General features: G+C 59.9%; 22 protein-coding genes and 1 pseudogene. 13 read left to right on the top strand and 10 right to left on the bottom strand.

The features are described from left to right. Positions 1 to 2: 2 nt before the first annotated feature. The 3 genes from B472_RS08315 to dacB all read right to left on the bottom strand — a co-directional run bounded on the left by B472_RS08315 (position 3) and on the right by dacB (position 3,142). Positions 3 to 1,265 carry an alpha/beta fold hydrolase gene (locus tag B472_RS08315; protein WP_040505903.1) on the bottom strand — a complete coding sequence of 421 codons (1,263 nt, stop codon included), beginning with the start codon at positions 1,263 to 1,265 and terminating at the stop codon, positions 3 to 5. A 105-nt stretch (positions 1,266 to 1,370) separates the two neighbouring features. Further along, positions 1,371 to 1,625 (bottom strand): SemiSWEET transporter, encoded by a 255-nt coding sequence (locus B472_RS08310; RefSeq protein ID WP_019426757.1) that lies wholly within the window; start codon positions 1,623 to 1,625, stop codon positions 1,371 to 1,373. Continuing rightward, positions 1,622 to 3,142 (bottom strand): D-alanyl-D-alanine carboxypeptidase/D-alanyl-D-alanine-endopeptidase, encoded by a 1,521-nt coding sequence (gene dacB, locus B472_RS08305; protein ID WP_019426756.1) that lies wholly within the window; start codon positions 3,140 to 3,142, stop codon positions 1,622 to 1,624. The genes B472_RS08310 and dacB overlap by 4 nt, the downstream gene beginning before the upstream one ends. A gap of 67 nt (positions 3,143 to 3,209) precedes the next feature. Here dacB and B472_RS08300 point away from each other — a divergent pair, with 67 nt between their 5' ends. Genes B472_RS08300 through B472_RS08285 form a run of 4 tightly spaced genes read left to right on the top strand, consistent with a single transcriptional unit; the run spans position 3,210 to position 6,407 of the window. Further along, a complete protein-coding gene (locus B472_RS08300) occupies positions 3,210 to 4,223 on the top strand; it encodes a DMT family transporter (RefSeq protein ID WP_116798639.1) in 1,014 nt (337 codons plus the stop codon). Beyond that, positions 4,220 to 5,038, top strand: a complete 819-nt coding sequence (gene tsaB / locus B472_RS08295) for a tRNA (adenosine(37)-N6)-threonylcarbamoyltransferase complex dimerization subunit type 1 TsaB (RefSeq protein ID WP_019426754.1) — start codon at positions 4,220 to 4,222, stop codon at positions 5,036 to 5,038. The genes B472_RS08300 and tsaB overlap by 4 nt, the downstream gene beginning before the upstream one ends. Then, a complete protein-coding gene (rimI, locus tag B472_RS08290) occupies positions 5,035 to 5,544 on the top strand; it encodes a ribosomal protein S18-alanine N-acetyltransferase (RefSeq protein WP_019426753.1) in 510 nt (169 codons plus the stop codon). The genes tsaB and rimI overlap by 4 nt, the downstream gene beginning before the upstream one ends. An 8-nt stretch (positions 5,545 to 5,552) precedes the next feature. Continuing rightward, positions 5,553 to 6,407, top strand: a complete 855-nt coding sequence (locus B472_RS08285) for a uracil-DNA glycosylase family protein (RefSeq protein ID WP_019426752.1) — start codon at positions 5,553 to 5,555, stop codon at positions 6,405 to 6,407. Positions 6,408 to 6,427: 20 nt separating this feature from the next. On the opposite strand, the gene asd is transcribed toward B472_RS08285, so the two are convergent. Further along, positions 6,428 to 7,288 (bottom strand): archaetidylserine decarboxylase, encoded by an 861-nt coding sequence (gene asd, locus B472_RS08280; protein ID WP_019426751.1) that lies wholly within the window; start codon positions 7,286 to 7,288, stop codon positions 6,428 to 6,430. Between the two features lie 93 nt (positions 7,289 to 7,381). Between asd and B472_RS08275 the strand changes: the two genes are divergently transcribed. The 5 genes from B472_RS08275 (at position 7,382) to B472_RS08255 (ending at position 13,211) form a co-directional block, all read left to right on the top strand. After that, positions 7,382 to 8,311, top strand: a complete 930-nt coding sequence (locus B472_RS08275; RefSeq protein WP_019426750.1) for an ATP-binding cassette domain-containing protein — start codon at positions 7,382 to 7,384, stop codon at positions 8,309 to 8,311. A gap of 3 nt (positions 8,312 to 8,314) precedes the next feature. After that, complete coding sequence (locus tag B472_RS08270; protein ID WP_019426749.1) at positions 8,315 to 9,121, top strand: ABC transporter permease; 807 nt, start codon at positions 8,315 to 8,317, stop codon at positions 9,119 to 9,121. A gap of 201 nt (positions 9,122 to 9,322) precedes the next feature. After that, positions 9,323 to 11,482: a TonB-dependent receptor gene (locus tag B472_RS08265; protein ID WP_238147413.1), complete on the top strand. Its 2,160-nt coding sequence runs from the start codon at positions 9,323 to 9,325 to the stop codon at positions 11,480 to 11,482. A 72-nt stretch (positions 11,483 to 11,554) separates the two neighbouring features. After that, positions 11,555 to 12,403 (top strand): 3-hydroxybutyryl-CoA dehydrogenase, encoded by an 849-nt coding sequence (locus tag B472_RS08260; RefSeq protein WP_019426747.1) that lies wholly within the window; start codon positions 11,555 to 11,557, stop codon positions 12,401 to 12,403. A 1-nt stretch (position 12,404) separates the two neighbouring features. Then, on the top strand, positions 12,405 to 13,211 hold the full coding sequence (locus B472_RS08255) for a crotonase/enoyl-CoA hydratase family protein (RefSeq protein WP_019426746.1): 807 nt from the start codon (positions 12,405 to 12,407) through the stop codon (positions 13,209 to 13,211). Here B472_RS08255 and B472_RS08250 read toward each other — a convergent pair. Further along, positions 13,198 to 13,650 carry a potassium channel family protein gene (locus B472_RS08250; protein ID WP_019426745.1) on the bottom strand — a complete coding sequence of 151 codons (453 nt, stop codon included), beginning with the start codon at positions 13,648 to 13,650 and terminating at the stop codon, positions 13,198 to 13,200. The two genes, B472_RS08255 and B472_RS08250, sit on opposite strands and share 14 nt — an antisense overlap. 39 nt (positions 13,651 to 13,689) lie before the next feature. Here B472_RS08250 and B472_RS08245 point away from each other — a divergent pair, with 39 nt between their 5' ends. After that, complete coding sequence (locus tag B472_RS08245; RefSeq protein WP_019426744.1) at positions 13,690 to 14,709, top strand: serine/threonine protein kinase; 1,020 nt, start codon at positions 13,690 to 13,692, stop codon at positions 14,707 to 14,709. A gap of 98 nt (positions 14,710 to 14,807) precedes the next feature. Here B472_RS08245 and htpG read toward each other — a convergent pair whose 3' ends face one another. The 5 genes from htpG to B472_RS08220 all read right to left on the bottom strand — a co-directional run bounded on the left by htpG (position 14,808) and on the right by B472_RS08220 (position 20,539). After that, positions 14,808 to 16,775 carry a molecular chaperone HtpG gene (gene htpG / locus B472_RS08240; protein ID WP_019426743.1) on the bottom strand — a complete coding sequence of 656 codons (1,968 nt, stop codon included), beginning with the start codon at positions 16,773 to 16,775 and terminating at the stop codon, positions 14,808 to 14,810. 76 nt (positions 16,776 to 16,851) lie between these two features. Next, the gene (locus B472_RS08235; protein ID WP_019426742.1) at positions 16,852 to 17,760 is read right to left on the bottom strand and encodes a pseudouridine synthase; all 909 of its coding nucleotides are present in this window, start codon (positions 17,758 to 17,760) and stop codon (positions 16,852 to 16,854) included. Positions 17,761 to 17,828: 68 nt separating this feature from the next. Continuing rightward, positions 17,829 to 18,467 carry a c-type cytochrome gene (locus tag B472_RS08230; RefSeq protein WP_019426741.1) on the bottom strand — a complete coding sequence of 213 codons (639 nt, stop codon included), beginning with the start codon at positions 18,465 to 18,467 and terminating at the stop codon, positions 17,829 to 17,831. Beyond that, positions 18,454 to 19,668: a sorbosone dehydrogenase family protein gene (locus B472_RS08225; RefSeq protein ID WP_019426740.1), complete on the bottom strand. Its 1,215-nt coding sequence runs from the start codon at positions 19,666 to 19,668 to the stop codon at positions 18,454 to 18,456. Before B472_RS08225 ends, B472_RS08230 begins: the two co-directional genes overlap by 14 nt. A gap of 163 nt (positions 19,669 to 19,831) precedes the next feature. Then, positions 19,832 to 20,539: a Crp/Fnr family transcriptional regulator gene (locus B472_RS08220; RefSeq protein ID WP_019426739.1), complete on the bottom strand. Its 708-nt coding sequence runs from the start codon at positions 20,537 to 20,539 to the stop codon at positions 19,832 to 19,834. A 155-nt stretch (positions 20,540 to 20,694) separates the two neighbouring features. Between B472_RS08220 and B472_RS08215 the strand changes: the two are divergent. The 3 genes and pseudogenes from B472_RS08215 to B472_RS08205 all read left to right on the top strand — a co-directional run bounded on the left by B472_RS08215 (position 20,695) and on the right by B472_RS08205 (position 24,361). Beyond that, positions 20,695 to 22,640 (top strand): annotated as a pseudogene (locus B472_RS08215) (long-chain fatty acid--CoA ligase). Further along, positions 22,637 to 23,419 carry an ABC transporter ATP-binding protein gene (locus B472_RS08210; RefSeq protein ID WP_019426738.1) on the top strand — a complete coding sequence of 261 codons (783 nt, stop codon included), beginning with the start codon at positions 22,637 to 22,639 and terminating at the stop codon, positions 23,417 to 23,419. The pseudogene B472_RS08215 and the gene B472_RS08210 overlap by 4 nt, the downstream one beginning before the upstream one ends. Before the next feature lie 12 nt (positions 23,420 to 23,431). Then, positions 23,432 to 24,361, top strand: coding sequence for a branched-chain amino acid ABC transporter permease (locus tag B472_RS08205; protein ID WP_019426737.1), 930 nt, complete (start codon positions 23,432 to 23,434; stop codon positions 24,359 to 24,361). Position 24,362: the final 1 nt, after the last annotated feature.

The raw sequence follows: 24,362 nt of genomic DNA, 5'->3' as shown, positions 1-24,362 counted from the left end.
GTTTACTTCACCAAGTCAAACAGGCCCTTGGCTTGGGCGTGGCAAAACGGAGGCGCATAAGTGCCATGGTAGTTGGCGATATTGGCCATGGTGATGGGCCCATAAGTCGCCACAATGGCTGGATGCACGTCCACCGAGGTGACGTTGGTCAGACCCTTGGCATCGAACGCTGCTTTCATGACCGTTTGGTGGACTGCTTGCGGAACGGTCGGATCACCGCTGCCACTGCACAGCATGGTGCGTGATTTGGGTGACCAGTCCAGCAAGTCATTCTTTTTGGCGGCTAAGAAAGTGGCATTGTTCGGGTTGGTCAAAATATCACTGCTGAACGCGGGTTGGAACAACGCATCGCGGGCCTGATTGGGCGTCTCACCATTGATGCCAGGCAATTTGCCGGTGGTCACCAAGGTGGTGTAGTTGAGTGTCGGGCTGGGTAAAAGGTTTTCAACCCACTCGGCATAAGGCGCTTTGAAGGCGGTTTTGACATCGCTGTACAAATTGCCGTAAATCTTCTGCCAGGCTGTGACCAAGTAGGGCACAAAAAATTGATAGCCCGCAATGGCGTCGGGCAACTTCATGGAGCCAGACAAGTTGTAAGGACCAGCCAAATGAGCACCCGCCACCACATTGATTTCGGAGGCCAGATCCTTTTCAATCGCACGGTGAGCTGCCATGGAAGCATGCCCGCCCTGTGAGTAGCCGGTCAACATGACTTTGCCGTTGAGACTGCCGCCCTGTGAAGCCACAGCGTTGCGGGCTGCACGAATCGAGTCAATCACAGAGGTCGCCTGTGAGTCTGCGTGCAGGTAGGGGTGAAAGCTGTAGTTGGATTTGGCAAACCCCAAATAGTCTGTGGCGACAACCGCGTAACCTTGGCCAGCGTACATGGCGGCAAGAAGGCCTGTTTCACTGTCTGCGGGGTTGGCCAGTGTGCGAGTTTTCTGAACATCGGTGCCCTTGGCATAAGCCACCAAAGGCGCTGCAGCCGTGCAACCTGCGCCAGTCGGCAGCAGCAAAACACCGGATGCATTGGACGATTCGCCTTTGGCGCCGGGGGTCACATAATTGAGACTGACGAGCTTGACATCGCATTTGGCGGGACCACTCAAGGCGATCAATCCACTGGCATCGAGTTGCGCTTTGGTCAAAGTTATCAAAGTTGACGGAGCATCAATCAGTGAACCGTTGACCGGGTCGGACCCGCCGCAAGCAGCCAACAGGGCTGCAGCACTGATCAAAGAAATTTTAAGTTTTACCGATGTCAAGGGAGTCTCCTATTGGGTCGAGTGAAACGAACGGTCGTTCGTTTTTGATCCTATATTTCGAAAGCCCTTTGACATATGGGGTTAACACCCATCCATTGAATTTTTTCAGCGGTACCGCAACTTCATCACCAAAATCATCAGCGCCAGGCTGGTGGTGATGACGTTCGCGATGATTATGGGCCAGGCCACCATCAAGATGCCGTAGACCAGCCACAGCGCCACCCCTGAGGTGAACAGGCTGTACATGCCCAGCGAGATGCCACTCACGTCGCGGGTGCGGAAAGTTTGCCAAGCTTGCGGAATGAAGCTGGCGGTGGTGAGGAAGGCGGCTACTGAGCCCACCCAGTCGATCAAGTTCATGGTGTGTGTTTCGGCGAAGGTTTGCGTTGGGGCGTGGTGTCGCGCACCGTCCATTCCAGCAGCTGGTCCAGCGCGGTCCTCGCTGCGTGGGCGTTGTGGTGGTGCAGAACCGCGACCAAGGTGTAACGCTGGCCACTTTGTCCTTGCACATAGCCGGCCACCGAGGCCACGTCGCGCAGAGAGCCGGTTTTGAGCCAAGCGTTCCCGATCACAGGCGATTGGGGTTGGCGGTCTTTCAGGCGAGCGGCCGTGCCGTCTACGCCCGCCACGGCCAGCGAGTCGGTGAACGCTTGGGCATGCGGGCCCGCATGTGCCGCCTGCAGCAAAGCGGTCAAGGCTTGCGCCGTGCTGCGCTCGCTTCGTGACAAGCCAGAGCCGTTGTCCAGCAGCGGTTCGCTTTGCGCGGGAAAGCCATGCCGCCACCACTGCGACAAGCGCAAGCGCGAGGCCTCAAAGCGCCCGGGCGCCCCCAGCTCGCTCGACAGTGTCAGATACAACTGCTGGGCCATCACGTTGTTTGAAAATTTATTGATGTCTTTGATCACTTCCGACAGAGGCAAAGACGGGGCGTCCACCAGCAAGCGGGCCTGGGCAGGGCGTGCCCCGTAGCGCACCTGACCACTAAGTTGTCCTCCTGAGCCTGCCCACATGGCCTGCAGCACGCGTGGCGCGTATTGGGCGGGGTCTGGAAAGGCCACGGGCCACTCCCGCTCGCCACAGTTGGCGGGGTAGCCTCCGGCAAACCGAACCTGTAGCGGTTGGCTGAAGTCGGCCTGCAGCTGGCGTCGCCAGTCGGTGCAAGGGCTTGAGGTCAAAGGCAATTGGCGGGTCACCGACAAACCGGCCAAGGGCGGCTCATAGCGCACCTGCACCAGGCCGTTGGCCGGGTCGGGTGTGAAGGTGTAAATGACGGCTTTGAAATTGAGCAGCAAGCCATCGGGCCCCACGTTGTAGGGCCGCAAGGGCTCGTCGTCAAAGGGTTCGCTGCGCTCGCGCACATCAAACACGCTGCGGTCCAGCACGATGTCACCCCGCACCTCGCGCACGCCCGCAGTTTGCACTTGCGTGAGCAGGTCTTGCAGGCGTTCGACCACCAATTTGGGGTCTCCGCTGCCGCGCACAATCAGGTTGCCATGGAGCACGCCTTCGCGCACAGGGCCATCGGTGTACACGCGGTTGCGCCAAGTGTGCTCAGGCCCGAGCAGGCTCAGGCCGGCGTAAGTGGTGAACAGCTTCATGACCGAAGCGGGATTGACGCTGGTCTGGGCTTGGTGCGATAAACGCGGCTGACTGGCTTGGGCGACTGCGTTGTTGGCCGGCAAGGGCGCGATCAAGACGCTCAAGGCCGAGGGTGGTACTTGGGCCTGACGCAAGATTTTCTGAATGCTTGGGGGCAGCTCGTGCTGAGTCGGTGTCGCGGGAGTGGCTTGTGAGGCGGCACAAGCGGCTGTCAGAAAAACCCCCAAGCCCCGCTGCTTGAGCGCTTTCCAAATGGGGCATGAGCGGGCCAACTTCATCGGGCAAGTCTAACCCGCCCCCACCCGATTGCGGGGGCTCTTCCCTTGGGGCCGTATGATTCGGGCCATGCGATTGTCTTCAAAAACCGTGGGCCTGGTTTCGGCGGTCATCACGGTGCTCATCTGGACTGGCTTCATTGTCATTGCACGCGCGTCTGCATCGCGGGGTTTGTTGCCCCTGGACATCGCCTTGGCCCGTATTTTGGGGGCCAGTGCCGTGTTATTGCCTTGGGCCTGGTGGCTGATGCGTCCAGCCCGTCAGGCGGGACAGCCCGTGGGCTCACTGTGGGGCCTGTCGCCCCTGCCTCTGCGTCAAACGGTGCAAACAGGGTTTTTGGGTGGGTTCCTGTACGCCATCTTGGCTTACACCGGTTTTTTCTATGCCCCGGCTTCGCATGCCTCTGTGCTCATGCCCGGCAGTTTGCCTTTGTGGACCACTTTGTTGGCCTGGCTTTTTTTGCGTGAAAAGGTGGCCACCAGTCGTGCTGTTGGTTTGAGTTTCATCGTGCTGGGCGATGTGCTGGTGGGTGGGGCGAGTTTGCTGATGGCTTTTGACGGTGGCGAGGTGTGGAAAGGCGACTTGTTGTTCATGACAGCTGCCATGTGTTGGGCCAGTTACAGCGTGTTGGTGCGCCGCCATGGTTTTGATGCGGTGCGGGCCACCATGGCCATCACCGCCTTTGCCTTTGTTTGTTTTGTGCCCTTGTTTGCCTTGCTGGTGGGCTTGTCCATCTTGCCCACGCAGTTGCACCAAGCGCCTTGGTCAGAAATTTTGTTCCAGGCGGTGTTTCAAGGCGTGGGCTCGGTGGTCATCTCGGGCATCACCTTCACTCAAATGGTGCGTCACTATGGGCCAGTGCGCTCGACCATGATCACGGCGTTGGTGCCGGGCTTGTCGGCTTTGGGAGCGGTGTGGTTTTTGGGTGAGCCCATGCACTGGAATTTGCTCGCAGGGCTGGCGCTGGTGACCGGCGGCATTTTGTTCGGTGTACGGCAAGCCAAAAAGTCTGAAATGGTGCCTGCGCCCTTGTCCACTTCGACGCCAATGCCTTCAGCAGCGCAGGCCGGAGACAAGCCATGAACGCAGCACCTGAGGGGCGCTGGCTGGCGTTTGACACCAGCACCGATGTGTTGTCTTTGGGCGTGGCACGCGGAGACCAGGTTTGGACGCAAACTTTGCCCGGAGGCGCACAGGCCTCGAGCGGCTTGATCCCCGCGGTTTTGGCCATGCTGGCGGAGGCCGATATGCCGTTGGCATCTCTGGATGCCATTGTGTTTGGCCGGGGACCAGGCTCGTTCACGGGTTTGCGCACCGCCTGTGCTGTGGCCCAGGGTTTGGCCTTTGGCGCCGATGTGCCGGTGTTGCCCGTTGACACCTTGATGGCGGTGGCCGAAGAGGCGCGCTGGGTTCGCTTGCAAGCGGGTGCTGGCGAGTCCAGTTCTGAATCTCAAGCCGTGTTGAGTGGCTTGACCGTGCTGGCGCTGCTGGACGCCCGCATGGACGAGGTGTACAGCGCCGCTTACACCTGGCAGCAGGTGCCTGAGCATCACCAAGGCCAATGGCGCGAAGCCTCGCCCCTGCAAGTGTCGGCCCCCGAAAAAGTTCAAGTGCCGCAAGTGGGCACATCGCTGTGCTTGGCGGGCAATGCCTTTGTGGCTTATGGCGAGCGCTTGCCCTGTGCATGGGCCCATGTCCCACGTTTCGAGGCTTTGCCCACCGCTTCGGCTTTGCTGCGCCTGGCGCCTGCTTTGTGGGCGCAGGGACTGGCCGTTCCCGCTGAGCAGGCCATGCCGCTCTACATCCGCGACAAGGTCGCCAACACCACCGCAGAGCGTGAAGCCCTGAAGGCGTTGGCTTTGCAAGCCCATCAAGGCCAAGCCGCTGCACCGTCATGAGTCCGGGCCTGAACGTCGACAAGGCTTTGAGCCGTCATCGGCCAACCGAGGAAACGCGCAACCGCGTCACTTTGGCCCCCATGACACCGAACGATCTGGACGCGGTCATTGCCATTGAGCAAACCGCCTACAGCCACCCTTGGACGCTGGGTAATTTTCGGGACTCCCTCAACCCGCTGTTTGAAGCCCAGTGCCTGTGGCTGGACGGCCAGTTGCTGGGCTACTTTTTGGCCATGCGCGGCTTTGAAGAAATGCACTTGCTCAACATCACCGTGGCGCCTGCGCACCAAGGGCAGGGCTGGGGGCACATGATGCTGGACGCCTTGTCGCTGTGGTCGCGCCATCAGGGCTCCCAATGGCTGTGGCTGGAGGTACGTCAGAGCAATCAACGGGCCTTGCAGGTGTACGAGCGCTATGGCTTTAAGCAGATCAGCATCCGCAAGGATTACTATCCTGCGGGACGACTGCACCGTGAACATGCCGTGGTGATGAGTTTGAAACTGTGAGCCCCAACATGAGTGACCCCACCCGATTCGATCTGGACGACCGCCAACGCGCCATGCTGGCCGAAATGGGCGTGCGTGTGTGGTGGCCGCAAACCGCCCACCCGTCGGTTCAAGCCGAGCCAGCCCTGGCCTCGTCGCGGATTCAGGCGACCGCTGTTTCGCCGATCACTCAGCCCAAGCCTCAGCCGCCAGTGGCCAGCGTTGCAGCACGCGAGCAGAGGGCTGCGACCGCAGCACCGCCCGCCGTGGCATCCAAGCCCTTGCCTCTGGGCGTGCCCCACATGGACTGGGGCAGTCTGCAGGCGGCGGTCCAATCTTGTCAGTCTTGTGCTTTGAGCGGTGCACGCCTGAATCCGGTGTGGGGCGCTGCTGCAGCAGCAGCCGACTGGCTGGTGGTGGGCGATTTGCCCTCGCCAGAAGACGATCAACAGGGCTTGCCATTCACGGGGCCAGAGGGGGTGTTGCTCGACAACATGCTCAAAGCCGTGGGCGTGCGTCGCCAAGGTCTGCCGCCTGTGGAAGGCCAAGCGGCTTCGGCCGAGGCCTACCTGACCTGCGCTGTCAAATGTCGCCCGCCTGCCGGGCGCAACCCCGAAGCCACCGAGTTGGCCGTGTGTGCCGGCTATTTGTCACGCCAAGTGGCACTGGCCAAGCCCAAAGTGATTTTGGCCATGGGCCGTTTTGCCATCCAGAGCCTCTTGGGCAGCACCGAGCCCATGGGCAAACTGCGGGGCACTGTGCACGAATTCCAAGGGGTGCCTGTGGTGGTGACTTACCACCCGACCACTTTGCTGCGCGCACCGGCTGACAAGGCCAAAGCGTGGGCCGATCTGGTCCTGGCGCTCAAAGTGACGCAAGCTTGAAATGGGCCAGCGGCCCTGGCTTAGCCTATTTCCTGTCCCATGCCCTCGCCCATCACGATGGGGCGGGTCGGTGTCCAGTCGGGGTTGAACTGCATCACGCCTTTGGGGAACAGCATCACCACGGTGGAGCCGAGCAAGAATCGGCCCATTTCTTCGCCCTGCGCCAAGGCGATGCTGCCCATCTCGTAAGTCCATTCACGCACCGTGCCGGGGCGCGGCGGGTTGACCACGCCGTGCCACACCGTGGCCATGCTGCCCACAATGGTGGCACCCACCAGCACCATCACAAACGGGCCTTGCGCGCCTTCAAACACACACACCACCCGCTCGTTGCGGGCAAACAGGCCCGGGACGCCACGGGCCGTGGTCGGATTGACTGAGAATAAATCGCCCGGCACATGAATCATGCGTGTCAAGCGCCCTGCACAGGGCATGTGGATGCGGTGGTAGTCACGCGGGCTCAGGTACAGCGTGGCAAATTCACCATCCTGAAACTGTGCCGCCAGCGCCGCGTCGCCTCCGACCAAGGCGCGGGTGCTGTAGCCGTGGCCTTTGGCCTGAAACACTTGGTCGCCTGCAATTGCACCGCATTGGCTGATGGCCCCGTCCACCGGGCAGACAAATGCCGCAGTGGCCAAGGGGCGTGCGCTGGCCTTGAGCGGGCGGGTGAAAAATTCGTTGAAGCTCTTGTAGCTGGCCGTGTCGGGGTTGGCGGCCTCCGCCATGTTCACGTTGTAACGCTTGACAAACCAGTTGATGATGCCGGTGGTGGCGCTGCCCCATTGGCTGCCCGCGACCCAGCCCGCAAAGGCGGTCAGGGCTTGTTTGGGGATCAGGTATTGCGGCAAAACCGCCAGGCGGTCAGAAAAAGAAGGGGACATGAGAGTGCCGCTGGGGCGGTTCAAGACAAGGTCGTGATTTTATCGGTCACCCGTCACGGCGCTCGGGCAAGCGGCCACAGGCACAATTCCGGCATGAATACCCCATTGCTTTCGGTCGAACATCTGGTCAAACGCTACGGCGATGCCACGGTGGTCAATGACCTGTCTTTTCACATCGAGCCCGGCGAGTGCCTGGGCGTGATCGGTCCCAACGGCGCAGGCAAAACCACCACGCTGCGCATGTGCTTGGGCTTGTCGCAGCCTGATGGCGGTGAAATCCGTTATTTCGACGGTTTGCAAATGCCGCGCGACGCCCTGGCCATCAAGGCACGCTTGGGTGTGGTGGCGCAAATGGACACGCTGGACCCCGACTTCACCGCCGAAGAAAACCTGCTGGTGTTTGGCCGCTACTTTGGCCTGCCCGATGCGGTGATCCGCGAGCGCATTCCGCAACTGCTCGAATTTGGTGCCCTCAGCCATAAAGCCAAAGCCAAACCGGGCGAATTGTCGGGCGGCATGAAGCGGCGCTTGAGTTTGTCGCGCGCCCTCATCAACCACCCGCAGCTCTTGATGCTGGACGAGCCCACCACGGGCCTGGATCCGCAGGCGCGCCACCTGATGTGGGAGCGCTTGCAGGTGTTGCTGCAAGAAGGCAAATCCATCTTGCTCACCACCCACTTCATGGACGAGGCAGAGCGCCTGTGTGGACGCCTCTTGGTGCTGGACCAAGGCCGCAAGATCGCCGAGGGCAAGCCGCGTGATTTGATTGCGCAGCACTTGGAGCCTGAGGTGATCGAGGTGTTTGGCCAAGGCGCGGTGGCGCTGGCGCAAGAGCCGAATCTGAAAGCTTTGTCTGGCCGTGTTGAGGTCAGCGGCGAAACCGTTTTCTTCTACACCCAAGACAGCCGGGCTTTGATGAACGCGCTGCAGGCTTGGCCCGCTCTGCGCACCTTGCACCGACCTTCCAACTTGGAAGACCTGTTCCTGAAATTGACCGGACGCCAGATCCGCGAGGAAGGTTGAGCCATGAGCCAAATTCAAAACAACATCTGGGCCGCACCCCGCTTGTCGATGCGCTGGTGGCCTGTGTTTTTGCGCAACTGGCTGGTCTGGAAAAAGCTGGCCATCCCCAGCCTGGTGGGCAACATCGCCGAGCCGCTCATGTGGCTGGTGGCCTTTGGCTACGGCCTCGGTTCGCTGGTCGGGCAGATCGAGATGGGCGGCGAAAAAGTGCCCTACATTTTGTTTTTGGCCAGTGGCAGCATTTGCATGAGCGCCATGAACGCAGCCACCTTTGAGGCGCTGTACTCGGCGTTTTCGCGCATGCATGTGCAAAAAACCTGGGACGGCATCATGAACGCGCCGGTCCGTCTGGACGATGTGGTGCTGGCCGAAATGCTCTGGGCGGCCTTCAAGGCGCTGTTCAGTGTCACGGCCATCTTGCTGGTGATGATGGCGCTGGGCATCAGCCACAGCTGGAAGCTGCTGGTGGCCTGGCCGGTGCTGCTGGGCGTGGGCATCACCTTCAGCTGCATGGCCTTGATCTTCAACGCGCTGGCCAAAGGTTATGACTTCTTCACCTACTACTTCACCCTGTTCCTCACACCCATGATGTTCCTCTCGGGCATCTTTTTCCCGCGAGAGCAACTGCCCAGCTTTGTGCGCGTGATCGCCGACTGGTTACCGCTGTCGGTGGCGGTGGACCTGGTGCGCCCGATGTTCTTGGACCGCTGGCCTGACGAGCCTGTGCGCCTGGTGCTGGTGTTGGCGGGTTTTGCGGGGGTGTCGTTTTGGGTGGCGCTGGCGCTCACCAGGAAGCGGTTCAGGAGTTGATTCACTCAGATTTTGGGTGTTGCCAAGTTCATGGCCGAAATCCTGTGATGGATCTGGCCGCGTGTGACTGGTTGAAGGCGTGTGGGGCGTCTCACTGTCGTCTATGTGTCCACCCATGCGGTGGGCTTGTATAAAAATCATCAAATTGTTTTGCCCTCTTTGCTTTGGCGTTTTTCACGCCCTTCCCAGAAAGCCTTGCCCGTGAACGATCCCATCCGTTTTGTCCGCCAGCCCGTGGCTTTGGCGGCTCTTGTCTGTTGCGCATGGCATGCCCACGCCCAGATTGAATTGGCTCCGGCCGCTGCAGACCCGGGCGCCCTGTCGCCCGTGGTGGTGACGGGCGAACGGTCTGGTGGTGTGTGGCGTGGCGCAGCGTCCATTGATGTGGTCGATGGTGAATCGCTGCGCGATGGGCAGGCCCAGATCAATTTGTCAGAGGGCTTGGCCGGGGTGCCGGGCTTGGTGATCCGCAACCGCCAAAACTATGCCCAAGACCTGCAAATTTCGGTGCGGGGCTATGGGGCGCGGGCCACTTTTGGGGTGCGCGGCGTGCGCTTGTTTGTGGACGGCATCCCCGCCAGTGCCCCCGATGGTTCGGGGCAGGTGGCCAATTTCCCATTGGGTGGTGCTGATCGCATCGAGGTGGTGCGTGGCCCGATGGCGGCGCTGTATGGCGCTTCATCGGGGGGCGCTTTGCTGCTGTACACCGAAGAGGGGCAGCACCCGGCGCAATGGCGCTCGGGTGTGGTCGCGGGGTCCGATGGCTTGTTGAGGGTGTCCACTCAGGCGACGGGCAAAACCGGCGCCCCCAAAGAGCCGGGTTGGTCGTATGCCTTGGATGTGAGCCGTTTTGCCACCGACGGTGCAAGGCCACAGTCGGAGGCCGACCGAACCAACGCCAACCTCAAACTTTCGCGTCCGCATGAGGGCGGGCGAACGGTGTTGGTGCTCAACCAACACAGCAGTTTTGCATTGGACCCGCAGGGTTTGAGCCGTGCAGAGTTGAATGCCAATCCGATGCAAACCACCGCGTCGGCGATCAACTTCAACACCCGCAAGTCTGTGGCCCAAACCCAATTGGGTTTGGCCTTTGAGCAGGCCCTTGGCGGCGGCCACAAATTGGAGTTGATGGGCTACGGAGGCCAGCGACAAGTGGTGCAGTACCAATCCATCGCAACAGGTGCCCAAGTGCCTCCTGGCAGCTCCGGTGGCGTGATCGATCTGGACCGCGACTATTGGGGCTGGAATGCCCGTTGGCGCCATGAAGGCGATTGGCAAGGCGGCCGTTTGTCGGTCAGCGCGGGTTTGGCTTCAGACCACCAAAGTGACCAACGCAAAGGCTATGAAAACTTCATCGGCAGCACCCTGGGTGTTCAAGGAAAGCTGCGGCGCGATGAGGTCAACCGTGCCAGTACGCTGGACCCTTATGTCCAAGCAGAATGGCGTTCCAAAGACCTGACGCTCATGGGCGGCGTGCGCCAAACGCGCACTGAATACGAGTCTTCAGACCGCTTCGTTGGGACAGGCAACGCGGACGACAGTGGTCGCAAGACTTTTCAGGCCACTTTGCCAGTTGTCGGCATGCGCTGGCAGTGGACGCCTGCGGTGCAGGCCTTTGCCAGCGTGGGCAAAGGTTATGAAATTCCGACCCTCAACGAGGTGGCTTACCGCAGTGGTGGGGTTTCGGGTTTCAATGCGCAGCTCAATGCCGCCCGCAGCACCAGCGCCGAGCTGGGCTTGCGTGGTCGCGCCGAGCGCTTTCGCTGGAACGCCACCGCCTTTGATATCCGCACCAATGACGAGATCGTTGTCCAGAACAACACGGGTGGCCGCACCACTTTCCAAAACGCAGGACGCACGCAGCGCCAAGGTCTCGAGCTGTCTGGCGATTGGCGTTATGGTCCGATCAGCTTGGTTTCCGCACTCACTTGGATGCAGGCTGAATACCTGGACGCCTTCATGACCTGTACCACCACGGGTTGCCCCAATGTCAATCCACAGGTGCAAGTGCCTGCAGGCCAGCGCATCCCCGGCTTGCCCATGCAGCAGGTGTTTGTGCAAGCCGCTTGGGACACGGGCTGGGCGGGCAGTCGGGTCGTTTTTGAAACACGGCATGTGGGCCGAGTCATGGTGAATGACCTGAACAGCGATTCAGCGGTGGGCCACACCCTGTTCAATCTGGGCTTGCACTTCAAGCAAGACCGGGGCGATTGGACGCTCCGTGAATTCGTTCGGTTGGACAACCTGACCGACCGCCGTCATTTGGGCTCGGTCATCGTGAACGATGGCAACAACCGTTTCTTTGAACCTGGTCTGGGCCGCAAGCTCTTGGTGGGTCTGGAGGCGCAGCGTCGGTTCTGAGGCGGTGGCCAGATCTGGGCCCGTTAAGATCCTCGTTTTGAGTTACCACACCGATTTCGAAGGAATGAAAACATGAGCATCCAGACCGTAGGCATCATTGGCGCAGGCACCATGGGCAATGGCATCGCACAGGCGTGTGCGGTGTCGGGCATCCAGGTGGTGATGGTCGACATCTCGGACGAAGCCGTGGCCAAGGGCTTGGCCAATGTGACCAAAAGCCTGGACCGCTTGGTCAACAAAGAAAAGATCAGCGAAGCCGATAAAGTGGCTGCGCTGGCCCGCATCCAGGGTTCGAGCAGTTACGACGACCTCCAAGGTGCGCAGTTGGTGATCGAAGCCGCCACCGAAAACCATGAGCTGAAAGTCAAGATCCTCAAGCAGCTGGACGGTCTGCTGGCGCCCAGCGTGATCATCGCGTCCAACACCTCGTCGATCTCGATCACCCAACTGGCCGCCGCCACGCAGCGTGCGGACCGTTTTATTGGCATGCACTTCTTCAACCCTGTGCCCATGATGGCGCTGGTCGAAATCATCCGTGGCTTGCAGACCAGCGATGCCACCCACGACGCGGTGCACGACATGGCGCTGGCACTGGGCAAGACGCCGATCACCGTGAAGAACGCCCCCGGTTTTGTGGTCAACCGCATCTTGGTGCCCATGATCAACGAAGCCTTCTTTGTGCTGGGCGAGGGATTGGCTGAGGCAGAAGCCATCGACGCCGGCATGAAGCTGGGCTGCAACCAGCCCATTGGCCCGCTGGCGCTGGCCGACATGATTGGCTTGGACGTGTGCCTGGCTGTGATGGAGGTCTACCTCAAGGAATTTGGCGACAGCAAATACCGCCCCAGCCCGCTGCTCAAAGAAATGGTGGCTGCAGGTCGCTTGGGCCGCAAGACCGGCCAGGGCGTTTACACGTACTGAGATGCAAACCACGCCCCACCCCGAAGGCCAGATCGATTGCACCGTGCACGGTGCAGTCCTGCAAATTGGCATCAACCGCCCGGCCAAGCGCAATGGCTTCACGCCCAAGATGTTCCGCGAGTTGGGCGAGGCGTACACCCGGCTCGACGACGACCCGGCGCTGCGCGTGGGGGTGTTGTGGGCGGCGGGCGACCATTTCACCGCCGGGCTGGATTTGCCCACCATCGCGCCCCTGATGCAGCGTGGCGAAAAGGCCGTGCCGCTGGGCTTGGTCGATCCACTGAATTTGGGCATGGAGGGCTACCGCCGCCGCGTCAAGCCGATGGTGGTGGCGGTGCAGGGCATCACTTACACGCTGGGCATTGAGCTGATGTTGGCGGCCGATATTGTGGTGGCGGCCGACGACTGCCGGTTTTCGCAGCTGGAGGTGCAGCGCGGCATCATGGCCACGGGCGGCGCCACGCTGCGCATGGCCGAGCGCGCGGGTTCGGGCAATGCGCTCTTGCATTTGCTCACGGCCGATGTCTTTGACAGTGCCGAAGCCTTGCGCCTGAACTTTGTGCAAAAAGTGCTGCCTGCCGCGGGGCTGTTGGACGAGGCCATGCGCATTGCCGAGTTGATTGCCGCGCAAGCCCCGCTGGCGGTGGTGGCCACGCGGCAGAACGTGCTCAAAGCGGTGGAGCACGGCCCAGTGGTGGCGATGCAAGACTTTTTGTCCGTGCAGCAGCGCTTGTCGCGCAGCGAAGACGCGGCCGAAGGCGTGCGCTCATTTGTGGAAAAACGCGCCGCCCGATTCACGGGCCAGTGATGTTCAACCCACTCGGCGTGGGGGCCTGTTGCGAAGTGTCACGGGCTTGAATCTCACGGCGCAATTCGGCCACTTCTTGACGCAGCAGACCGATTTCCTGCATCAAGTCTTTTTCGATTTGGCGCCCTTCGTCTTCCACTTCCTTTTCGACAAAGATGGCCGACAGTGAGGCCGTGACGAGCGACAGCACGGCCAGCCCCAGCAGCACCACGACCACTGAAAAGGCGCGTGAGGCTTGGGTGGAAGGCACCACGTCGCCAAAGCCAACGGTGGCTGCGGTGGTGAAGGCCAACCACAGTCCGTCAGCGAAGCTCTGGATACTCGGGTCAATCAGCCAAAAGCCCAGACCACCCAGCCCCAGAATGGCCAACGCCAGCAACAGGGAGTAGATCAGACCTTGGCGGATCAGGCGATGGAAGCGGCGTGGTGGCTGAGGCATATGGCATTTTCACCCATCTGGTGGCCCCACAATCGGCGCATGACCGATTCGAACGCACTCCACCCCTACGCCGAACTCACCCCCGACCGGGTGATGGACGCCCTGCAGGAACTGGGCCTGTGGCCCGATGGCCGCTTGCTGGCGCTCAGCTCTTATGAAAACCGCGTCTACCGCGCTCACTTGGACGAGCCGGTGCAAGGCAGTGCTGCGGTGGTGCTCAAGTTCTACCGGCCAGGCCGTTGGCGCCGAGCACAAATTCAGGAAGAACACGACTTTGCCGCCGAGCTGCTGGCGGCCGAAGTGCCTGTGGTGCCACCGATGGTGCTCAACGGTCAGACCCTGCACCAAAGTGCCGGGTTTGATTTTTCGGTCAGCCCCCTGCGCGGCGGCCGCACGCCTGAGCTGGATGATTTTGAGGTGCTGGAGTGGATTGGCCGTTTTCTGGCCCGCATCCACACCGTGGGCGCAGCCCGGCCTTTTGTGCACCGGCCCACACTCGATGTGCCAAGCTTTGCGCAGGAGCCCGCCGAGTGGTTGCAAACTCACCAAATGATTCCGCTGGAGGTCGAGCGTGAATGGCGCGAGGCCTTTGCTGCGGCGCTGGCCTTGGTGCAAGAAAAAATGGCAGAAGCTGCGTCAGAACGCCGCTTGATCCGCCTGCATGGCGACTGCCACCCGGGCAATATCTTGTGGACACCTGCCGAGCTGCCCGGCGGTGGCCCGCACTTTGTGGACCTGGACGACGCCCGCATGGGCCCGGCCGTGCAAGATCTGTGGATGCTGCTGTCTGGCGATCGGGCCCAGCGCACGCAGCAGCTGTCGGCTTTGCTCGACGGTTATGAGCAGGTGCGCGACTTTGACCGGGCCGAGTTGAACCTGATCGAGCCGCTGCGCACGCTGCGCCTGATCCATTACAGCGCCTGGCTGGCCCGGCGCTGGGAAGACCCGATATTCCCGGTCAACTTTCCGTGGTTTGGCACGCCCGACTATTGGCGCGGGCAGGTGTTGATGCTGCAAGAGCAGGTGGAGCAAATGCAGGATGCGCCTTTGATGGCGTGAAAGCTCTCGGCCAGGCCATTGCTGTAACCGTCGCATGACCCACAAAAAAGCCCCGCCAGACAGCTGTCTGGCAGGGCGTTTCGTTGCGCAAAAAACGATCAGCTCAGCAGCGCATTCACCCGCTTCACATAAGCCGCAGGGTCAGCGGGCAGGCCGCCTTCGGCCAGCAGGGCCTGGTCAAACAGGATGTGGGCCAGGTCGTGGAAGTGGACCGAGCCGTCGAGTTTTTTGACCAGCGCATGCTCGGGGTTGACTTCGAGCACGGGCTTGACTTCAGGCGCTTGCTGCCCGGCTTGTTTGAGCATGCGGGCCAGTTGCATGCTCATGCCGTCGTCGGTCACCACCAGGCAGGCGGGGCTGTCCACCAGGCGGCTGGTCACACGCACGTCTTCGGCTTTGTCCTTGAGTGCTTCTTTCAGCTTGGCCAACACGGGCTTGAAGGTTTCGGCGGCGTCTTCGGCGGCTTTCTTTTCTTCTTCGTCTTGGAGCTTGCCCAGGTCAAACGCGCCCTTGGCCACGCTTTGCAGCGGCGTGCCGTCAAATTCGTGCACAAAGTTCAGCGCCCACTCGTCCACACGGTCGGTCATCAGCAGCACTTCGATGCCTTTTTTCTTGAAGACTTCGAGCTGTGGACTGTTCTTGGCGGCGGCCAGGGTGTCGGCGGTGATGTAGTAAATCGCGTCCTGGCCGTCCTTCATGCGGGCTTTGTAGTCGGCAAAGCTCACGCTCACGCTGTCATGGGTCGATGACGCAAAACGCAGCAGCTTGGACAAGCGGTCCTTGTTGCTGAAGTCTTCGCCCAGGCCTTCTTTCAGCACCGCACCAAACTCGCCGTAGAACCGGGTGTACTGGCCCAGTTTGGATTTGTCCTCGTCACTCAGGACGTCCGTCACACCGTCCGTGCTCTCAGGCGCCTTGTCGTGCTTGGCCAGATCTTCCAGCATCGACAGCACGCGCTTGGTGCAGCCTTCACGGATGGCTTTGACATCGCGGCTTTCTTGCAGCAGTTCACGGCTCACATTCAGCGGCAGGTCGGCCGAGTCCACCACGCCTTTCACAAAACGCAGGTAGCTGGGCATCAGCGCTTCGGCTTCGTCCATGATGAACACACGCTTGACGTACAGCTTGATGCCCGCCTTCTTGTCGCGGTTCCACAGGTCTTGCGGGGCCTTGGCGGGGATGTAGAGCAGCTGGGTGTACTCGGTGCTGCCTTCCACGCGGTTGTGGGTCCAGGTCAGCGGGGCGTCAAAGTCGCGGCTGATCTGCTTGTAAAAATCAGCGTACTGCTCGTCGGTGATGTCTTTCTTGGGGCGGGTCCACAAGGCGCTGGCTTTGTTGATGGTTTCCCATTCGCCGGTCTTGACCATGCCGCCGGGTTGGCGACCGCCTTCTTCGTTGTTGGGCTCGATCAGCTCGCCGTCTTTCCACTCTTCCTTTTCCATCAAGATGGGCAGGCTGATGTGGTCGGAGTATTTGCCGACGATTTCTTTCAACTTCCAGGTGTTGGCGTAGTCCAGCGCTTCTTCGCGCAGGTGCAAGACCACGCTGGTGCCGCGTTCGGCGCGGGTGAGGGTCTCGACCTCAAAGTCGCCCGTGCCGCCGCTGATCCAGCGCACGCCTTCGGCGGCTGCAGCGCCAGCGCGGCGGGTTTCGACAGTGATTTTGTCGGCCACGATGAAGCCCGAATAAAAGCCGACGCCGAACTGGCCGATCAGCTGCGCGTCCGACTTCTGGTCGCCGCTGAGCTTGCTCATGAAATCCTTGGTGCCGCTCTTGGCAATCGTGCCCAGGTGGTCAATGGCTTCTTGCGCCGTCATGCCGATGCCGTTGTCGGTGATGGTCAAGGTTTTGGCCGCTTTGTCGAACGACAAGCGCACTTGCAACTCGGGCGCATCTTCGTACAGGGCGTTGTTGTTCAGCGCTTCAAAGCGCAGCTTGTCGCAAGCGTCAGACGCGTTGGAGATCAGCTCGCGCAGGAAAATCTCTTGGTTGGAATACAGCGAATGGGTGACCAGGTGCAGCAGTTGCGCGACTTCGGCCTGAAAGGCATGGGTTTGTTTGCTCATAGCGGTTCAACAGTTAAAAAGATCGGAAAACAAGAACGCCCCACAGCTTGGGGCGTTGTGTGTGAATTTCAAGAGGTCAAAAAGATTCGTTCGGGCCCAAGTAGCGCCACGTCCCTGCAGGCATCTGCCCCAGCTGCACACCGCCCATGCGGATGCGTTTGAGGCCGACCACTTTCAGGCCGACTTGCTCGCACATGCGGCGGATCTGGCGTTTTTTGCCTTCGGTCAGCACAAAGCGCAGCTGCTCGGGATTTTGCCAGTCGACCTTGGCGGGCTTGAGGGGCTTGCCGTCCAAGCTCAGGCCATGGCGCAGGCGTTGCAGTTGGGCGGCCGGGAAGACGCCTTGCACGTTGGCGCTGACGCGGTCGAAATCGCCAATCGCGGTGAGCTGATTGGCCTTGCCGCCATAAGTGGCTGAGGCGGCCGCGGCCGCCGCGGTGTTCTCGTGGCCGGTGTAGGCCACGCGCACCAGGTATTCCTTTTCCATTTCCGAGTCTTCACCGATCAGCTGACGCGCCACCCGGCCGTCTTGGGTCAGCACCAGCAAACCGGTGGAGTCAATGTCCAGGCGCCCAGCCGGCGCCAAGCCGCGCAGGTGGGGCGGGGTGAAGCGCAGTTTGGAAGGGTCACCGCCCCAATGGCTGCGTGGGTTGATCAGGGTGATGGCGGGCTCGTGTCCGTCTTCGGCTTGGCCGCTCACATAGCCCATGGGCTTGTGCAAAAGAATAGTCACTTGGCGGTCTTGCTGCTGCTCGGCCGCTTTGTCGATGGTGATGCGGTCCGACAGCGTGACTTGTTGGCCCATGCTGGCGGGCAGACCGTTGACTTGGACCCAGCCTTGTTCGATCCAGGCGTCGGCTTCGCGGCGCGAACACATCCGCAGCTCGGCCATGCGCTTGTTCAGGCGCGAAGTGCCACTGGGCGCAGCGGCTTCGCCTTTGCCTTCAGGTCGGGGGGCGCGTTTGAATGCCGGCGGCTGGTTCATGGGTGTGCAGAAAAAAATGGGACGAATGGGCAAGGCTGCCCATTGTCCCTTTTTTTGCTGCCACCGATTCAGCGTGTGTGTGCGAAAAAGTGAGCCAAGTCTTTGAGCTGCGCATCGTTGATGCCATACAAGGCCGCAGCCATCACCGTGTCGCGGCCTGGGCCGGGTTTGTCACGGTATTCCTTCATCACGTCCAACAAAAACTGTTCTTGTTGGCTGGCCAATCGGGGAACTTGGTCACGGCCTTGGTACTGCGGCAAATGGCAAGTGCCACACAACGCGGCCTTGGCCAGTTCTCTGCCACGCTCCAGGCTGGCCTTGTCCATACGGCCTTTGGCCGCAGGGGGCGCTGCCTGTGCCGAAAAATAGGTGGCCAAAGCCACCAGTTCGGCATCCGAGACCCCGTCGAGCGAGCCTTTCATGGCGGGCACATCCCGCAAGCCTTCCCGAATCAAGACCAATTGGTTTTCGATGAAGGTTTTGGGTTGCGCCGCCAGCGAAGGGATGCTGGGAATTTGAGACACACCTTGGGCGCCGTGACAGGCCACGCACTGCGCGGCCCGTTCAGGGGCTGGGATGCTGGCATTGACTTGGGCCGTGCCTTTGAAGGCGGTCTGGGCCAGCGCTTGTGGCGTGGTCCAGACACAGGCCCCGATCAGGGCCGCCCCAATACCTGCTCTCAGACTCCAGCCATCAGGGCTTGGCATACGAGATGCGGTAGATGGCACCCAGTTGCTCGTCAGAGACCAGCATGGAACCATCGGGCATTTGCAGCATGTAGGCTGGGCGACCCCAGAAGCTGTTGTCCGCGTCGTCCTTGAAGCCGGTCAGGAAGGGCGAGACTTTGGCGTTTTTGCCTTCGGCATCGGTGTTGACGGCCACCACGTCAAAACCCAACTTCTTGGTGCGGTTCCAAGAGCCTTTGCGGGCCACAAAAAGTGCGTTCTTGTATTCGGCAGGGAACATGTTGCCGGTGTAGAAGGTCACACCCATCACAGCCGCGTGAGGGCCCATGTTGGTGACTGGCAAGGTCACGCCATCGCAGGGCTTGTCTTTCTTGATGTCCCGGTCGACCACACCGCTGGCGTGGCAGTAGGGGAAGCCGAAATTCAAGCCCGTTTTGGACATGCGGTTGAGTTCGTCATCGGGGGTGTCGTCGCCCATCCAATCACGGCCGTGGTCGCTGAACCACAACTCTTTGGTGACGGGGTGCCAGTCAAAACCCACGGTGTTGCGAACGCCGGTGGCGATCACTTCCATGCCAGAGCCATCGGCGTTGTAGCGGCGGATTTGAGCGTATTCAGCGCCAGGCTCGCAGATGTTGCACGGTGCACCGAAAGGCACATACAGCTTGCCGTCTGGGCCGAAGCTCAGGTACTTCCAGTTGTGGTGCTGCAGGGGGGGCAGCTTGAAGGCGGCGGTCATGTCCACGGGCTGGGCATTGGGGTTGGCTTCGATGCCGTCGTAACGCAACACTTTGTCGATGGCCATGACATACAAAGAACCTTTGTGCATGGTGACCGCGGGTTGGTTCAGCTTGTCCACCAGCACGCGGCTGCTGCGCTCTTTGCCGTTGTCGCTGATTTCATAAACACGGCCCAGACCGCGTGTGCCTGCATAGATTTTGCCGCTCTCGCCGCGGCTCATGGCTCTGACGCCAGGGGTGCCGGTGGACCAGATTTCAATCTTGAAGCCTGGTGGCAGTTTGAGCTTGTTCAATGGGATGTCGGCTGCCGGTGTGACGGTCAGTTTGCCGGCCAAAGGTGCCAATGTGGAGTTGGCCATGTCGGCGCCCATGCCTTGTTTCCAGGCGGGTGGGGGCGCAGGCGCGGCGGCGGGGGCTTGGGCAACGGCATAACCCATGCTGAGGGTCAGGACAGCTGCGCAAGTTGCAATTTTTTTGAACATCAATGGTCTCCTGTGGGTGAAGCGAAAAAGATTTTGGAGCTTATCCCCACAAAAATTAAGGAGACATAGGGTTACCCCCAGCCGGTATCTGTTTACGGTCACCCACATGACTGGCGCCTGCTGGGTGCAGGCTTTATGCGGCCTTTTGAATACAAGGGTGGGGCTAAAACTGTCGGGTCCTTAGCCCGTGCAAATCGAGGATGCGCAAGCCGCCGTATTCGATGCGAATCAGCTGGTTGTCTTCCAGCACACGGAGTGCCTCATTCACGCGCTGTCTTGAAAGACCCACCAAATAAGCCAATTCTTGCTGGGTGATGCGCAGCACTTCGCCCACACCCGAAAACAGCACGGGGTTGAACAGAGCAGCCAAGTGCCGGGCTAGGCGCAGCTCGGGGTTGGTCATGCGGTCCATTTCTCGCGCTGCAATGAACTGGCCCAAGCGTTCATTGAGTTGCTGCATGATGAAACGGTTGAAACCCAACGAGTGATCGATCAGCCAGTGAAAGGTGTCGACGGGCATGCCAGCGACCAAGCTGGGCCGCAGAGCTTGGATGTTGTAGCGGTAAATCTCGCGCTTGATCGCCGTGCCTTCGCCAAACCATCCACCGGGGGGGATGCCCGTGAAGGTCATGGTTTGGCCGCTTTCGTTGTCGGTGCTCATTTTCAACAAACCCGAGAGCACGCCAAACCAATACGTCACCGGTTTGCCGATTCGGCAAACATGTTCGCCAGGCAGCAAGTCACTGACCACCAATTGCGGCGCGATCCGTTGCCGTTCATCGGCTTGCAGCAGGCGAAGCCAAGGAATGTCATTCAATTCGGCCAAAGTCAAAGGCCGGCGGCGTTGGTGGACAGAACTTTCTTGAACCATTTGAAAATCCGAATTGTCAGTTTGCAGACAGATGTGATAAGGGTCTTCCCTGAATTGTCGTCCAAACGACAACTTGGCGTCAAATGAGCGCCTACGATCCGGCCAAGTTTGGGTCGCTCTGCACCCAACGCACCGTTATGGAGACAGGTCAGGTCATGCAAACAACGTTCACCCGTTTGATGCTCAAGCATGCTGCCGAGCGCCCCTTGGCACCGGCTTTGCGCGAAAAAGAATATGGCATTTGGCAGACCATCACTTGGTCTGACTTGGCCAAGCTGGTTCAGTCAATGGCCTGTGGTTTGCACCAAGCCGGTCTACAGCGGGGCGAGCACCTGATTGTGGTGGGCTCTAACCGCCCGCGCCTGTACGCCACGATGCTGGCCGCACAGTCTCTCGGCGCGATTCCTGTGCCTTTGTACCAAGATGCTGCGGCTGCCGAATGCGTGTTCCCCATCACCAATGCCGAGGTGCGCTTTGCGGTGGTGGAAGACCAAGAGCAGGTCGACAAGATGCTGGAGGTGCGCGAACAGTGCCCGCAGTTGACGCACATTTTTTATGACAACCCCGTGGTTTGCGCAAATACACCGAAGACGGTCTCGGTTCATTGGAAGAGCTGATGGCTGCAGGGGCGGTGTTTGCCCAGCAGCACCCCCAGTTCTTTGCCGAAGAGGCGGACAAAGCCAACACTGATGATGTGGCGGCCATGTTTTTCACTTCGGGCACCACCGGCAACCCCAAGGGCGTGGTGCACACGCACGGCTCCTTGATCGACCGCGCTGATGCGGGTGCCGAGTTCGACAAGCTGACCCACTCAGAAGACGTGCTGGCCTACATGCCGCCCGCCTGGATTGGACAAAACATCTTCAGTTACGCCCAGTGGTTGGTGTGTGGCTATGTGGTCAACTGCCCCGAGTCGACAGCCACCGTGACCATCGACCTGAAAGAGATTGGCCCCACGTATTACTTCGCACCGCCCCGCGTGTTTGAGGGCATGCTGACCAGCGTGATGATCCGCATGGAAGACGCGGGCAACTTCAAGCGCCAGCTGTTTTCATACTTCATGAATGTGGCCAAAAAAGTCGGCCCCGCTTTGATGGATGGCCAGTCGGTGGGTTTCATGGACCGCATGGTCTATGGCTTGGGCAACCTCATGGTGTATGGCCCTTTGCGCAACAACATGGGTTTCAGTCGCGTGCGCGTGGCCTACACCGCGGGCGAAGCCATTGGCCCTGACTTGTTCACTTTTTTCCGTTCGATCGGTGTGAACATCAAGCAGTTGTATGGCTCCACCGAGACCGCCGTGTTTGTGTGCCTGCAGCCTGACAACGAAGCGCGTGCCGACACCGTCGGCGTGCCCTGCAAAGGTGTTGAGATCAAGGTCGCTGAGAACGGCGAAATCCTGGTCAAGTCGCCCGGCTTGCTCAAGGGTTACTACAAAAACCAAAAGGCTACCGATGAAGTGTTGACCGCCGATGGCTGGTACCACACCAGCGATGCGGGTTTCATCGACAGCCACGGTCACCTGAAAATCATCGACCGCGTCAAAGACGTGGGCCGCATCCAGGGCGGCGCCAACGACGGCGCAATGTTTGCGCCCAAATACGTTGAGAACAAACTCAAGTTTTTCCCCTTCATCAAAGAGGTTGTGGCATACGGTGACCAGCGCGAAAAAGTCTGCGTCATGCTCAACATCGACTTTGATGCCGTGGGCAACTGGGCCGAGCGCCGCAACCTGTCTTACGCGGGATACACCGATCTGGCGCAAAAGCCCGAGGTGTATCAGCTCATCCAGGAGTGCGTGGAAAAGGTCAACGCCGATTTGGCCGAAGATGCTTTGCTGGCAGGCAGCCAGGTCTCGCGCTTTTTGGTCTTGCACAAAGAGTTGGACGCCGACGACGGCGAGTTGACCCGCACCAACAAAGTCCGCCGCGGCTTCATTGCCGACAAATACAAGCCTTTGGTGGATGGCCTGTACGAGGGCAAAGCCGAGCAGTTCATCGAGACGGTGGTCAAGTTTGAAGATGGCCGCACCGGCAGCGTCAGCGCCACGCTCAAGATTTCAGACGCCAAAACATTCACACCCGTGAAGGCAGCAGCATGACCAAGAAAATCGGCGACGTCATTTTGGACGTCAACAACATCAGTTTGCGTTTCGGTGGCGTGAAGGCGCTGACCGACATCTCTTTCAACGTGCGTGAGCACGAAGTGCGCGCGATCATCGGCCCCAACGGTGCGGGCAAAAGTTCGATGCTCAATTGCATCAACGGGGTTTACACACCGCAAGAAGGCAGCATCACGTTCAGTGGTCAAAAGTTCGACCACATGAACAGCCGCCAAGTGGCCGAGATGGGCATTGCCCGCACCTTCCAAAACTTGGCTTTGTTCAAGGGCATGAGCGTGATTGACAACATCATGACCGGCCGCAACCTGCACATCAAGAGCAATCTCTTCATGCAGGCCTTGCGCATCGGGCCTGCTCAGCGCGAAGAGGAAAGGCACCGCGAGTTTGTTGAACACATCATTGACTTCTTGGAGATCCAAGCCTTTCGCAAGACGCCTGTGGGCCAGTTGCCTTATGGCTTGCAAAAGCGGGTCGATTTGGGCCGCGCTTTGGCCATGGAGCCCAAGGTGCTCTTGCTCGACGAGCCCATGGCCGGCATGAACATGGAAGAAAAGCAGGACATGTGCCGCTTCATTCTGGATGTGAACGACGAGTTTGGGACCACCATCGTGCTGATCGAGCACGACATGGGTGTGGTGATGGACATTTCGGACCGCGTGGTGGTGCTCGATTACGGCAAAAAAATCGGCGACGGTACACCCGAAGAAGTGCGCAACAACGAAGACGTGATCAGTGCCTATCTGGGCACCAGCCACTAAGGAGAACAAGACATGGCATTTTTTCTGGAAGCCCTTTTTGGCGGCCTCATGGCCGGCATGCTTTATTCCTTGGTGGCGCTCGGTTTTGTTTTGATTTTCAAAGCCTCGGGTGTTTTCAATTTCGCCCAAGGCGCCATGGTGTTGTTTGCCGCTTTGGCCATGGCCCGTTTTTCGGAGTGGATCCCAGGTTGGCTGGGCATTGAAGACAAGTTCATGGGCAACCTGATCGCCTTTGTGTTGGCGGCAGCCATCATGTTCATGTTGGCGTGGCTGATTGAACGCTTGGTGCTGCGTCACTTGGTCAACCAAGAAGGCGTGACCTTGCTGATGGCCACCTTGGGCATCACCTACTTTTTGGATGGCTTGGGTCAGACGATTTTTGGCAGTGACATCTACAAGATCGATGTGGGCATGCCCAAGGACCCTGTCTTCTTGTTTGACTCGGTCTTCCCTGGCGGTGTGCTCGTCAACTTGGAAGACGTCTATGCCGCCTGCATTGCCGCATTGATGGTGGTGGTCTTGTCTTTGTTCTTCCAAAAAACCGGTACAGGCCGTGCCCTTCGTGCGGTCGCCGATGACCACCAAGCCGCCCAGTCGATTGGCATTCCGCTGAACCGCATTTGGGTCATTGTGTGGTTTGTGGCCGGCATCACCGCCTTGGTCGCCGGCATCATTTGGGGCTCCAAGATGGGTGTGCAGTTTTCATTGACCACGGTGGCTTTGCGTGCATTGCCGGTGATCATTTTGGGCGGCTTGACCTCGGTGCCGGGGGCCATCATTGGTGGTCTGATCATCGGTGTGGGTGAGAAGTTGTCCGAGGTTTACCTGGGCCCCTTCGTGGGCGGTGGCATTGAAATTTGGTTTGCTTATGTGCTGGCGCTGGTGTTCTTGCTGTTCCGTCCGCAAGGCTTGTTCGGCGAAAAAATCATCGACCGCGTGTAAG

Origin of the sequence: Limnohabitans sp. Rim28, assembly GCF_000293865.2 — a bacterium.
Lineage (GTDB): Bacteria > Pseudomonadota > Gammaproteobacteria > Burkholderiales > Burkholderiaceae_C > Limnohabitans_A.
This window is presented reverse-complemented; position numbering and strand designations above follow the sequence as displayed.

What these genes read in the sequence shown, in the direction of transcription:
- B472_RS08310 (WP_019426757.1), bottom strand. Translation starts at nt 1,625, where the DNA reads ATGAACTTGATCGACTGGGTGGGCTCAGTAGCCGCCTTCCTCACCACC.
- dacB (WP_019426756.1), bottom strand. Translation starts at nt 3,142, where the DNA reads ATGAAGTTGGCCCGCTCATGCCCCATTTGGAAAGCGCTCAAGCAGCGG.
- B472_RS08300 (WP_116798639.1), top strand. Translation starts at nt 3,210, where the DNA reads ATGCGATTGTCTTCAAAAACCGTGGGCCTGGTTTCGGCGGTCATCACG.
- tsaB (WP_019426754.1), top strand. Translation starts at nt 4,220, where the DNA reads ATGAACGCAGCACCTGAGGGGCGCTGGCTGGCGTTTGACACCAGCACC.
- rimI (WP_019426753.1), top strand. Translation starts at nt 5,035, where the DNA reads ATGAGTCCGGGCCTGAACGTCGACAAGGCTTTGAGCCGTCATCGGCCA.
- B472_RS08285 (WP_019426752.1), top strand. Translation starts at nt 5,553, where the DNA reads ATGAGTGACCCCACCCGATTCGATCTGGACGACCGCCAACGCGCCATG.
- asd (WP_019426751.1), bottom strand. Translation starts at nt 7,288, where the DNA reads ATGTCCCCTTCTTTTTCTGACCGCCTGGCGGTTTTGCCGCAATACCTG.
- B472_RS08275 (WP_019426750.1), top strand. Translation starts at nt 7,382, where the DNA reads ATGAATACCCCATTGCTTTCGGTCGAACATCTGGTCAAACGCTACGGC.
- B472_RS08270 (WP_019426749.1), top strand. Translation starts at nt 8,315, where the DNA reads ATGAGCCAAATTCAAAACAACATCTGGGCCGCACCCCGCTTGTCGATG.
- B472_RS08260 (WP_019426747.1), top strand. Translation starts at nt 11,555, where the DNA reads ATGAGCATCCAGACCGTAGGCATCATTGGCGCAGGCACCATGGGCAAT.
- B472_RS08255 (WP_019426746.1), top strand. Translation starts at nt 12,405, where the DNA reads ATGCAAACCACGCCCCACCCCGAAGGCCAGATCGATTGCACCGTGCAC.
- B472_RS08250 (WP_019426745.1), bottom strand. Translation starts at nt 13,650, where the DNA reads ATGCCTCAGCCACCACGCCGCTTCCATCGCCTGATCCGCCAAGGTCTG.
- B472_RS08245 (WP_019426744.1), top strand. Translation starts at nt 13,690, where the DNA reads ATGACCGATTCGAACGCACTCCACCCCTACGCCGAACTCACCCCCGAC.
- htpG (WP_019426743.1), bottom strand. Translation starts at nt 16,775, where the DNA reads ATGAGCAAACAAACCCATGCCTTTCAGGCCGAAGTCGCGCAACTGCTG.
- B472_RS08235 (WP_019426742.1), bottom strand. Translation starts at nt 17,760, where the DNA reads ATGAACCAGCCGCCGGCATTCAAACGCGCCCCCCGACCTGAAGGCAAA.
- B472_RS08230 (WP_019426741.1), bottom strand. Translation starts at nt 18,467, where the DNA reads ATGCCAAGCCCTGATGGCTGGAGTCTGAGAGCAGGTATTGGGGCGGCC.
- B472_RS08225 (WP_019426740.1), bottom strand. Translation starts at nt 19,668, where the DNA reads ATGTTCAAAAAAATTGCAACTTGCGCAGCTGTCCTGACCCTCAGCATG.
- B472_RS08220 (WP_019426739.1), bottom strand. Translation starts at nt 20,539, where the DNA reads ATGGTTCAAGAAAGTTCTGTCCACCAACGCCGCCGGCCTTTGACTTTG.
- B472_RS08210 (WP_019426738.1), top strand. Translation starts at nt 22,637, where the DNA reads ATGACCAAGAAAATCGGCGACGTCATTTTGGACGTCAACAACATCAGT.
- B472_RS08205 (WP_019426737.1), top strand. Translation starts at nt 23,432, where the DNA reads ATGGCATTTTTTCTGGAAGCCCTTTTTGGCGGCCTCATGGCCGGCATG.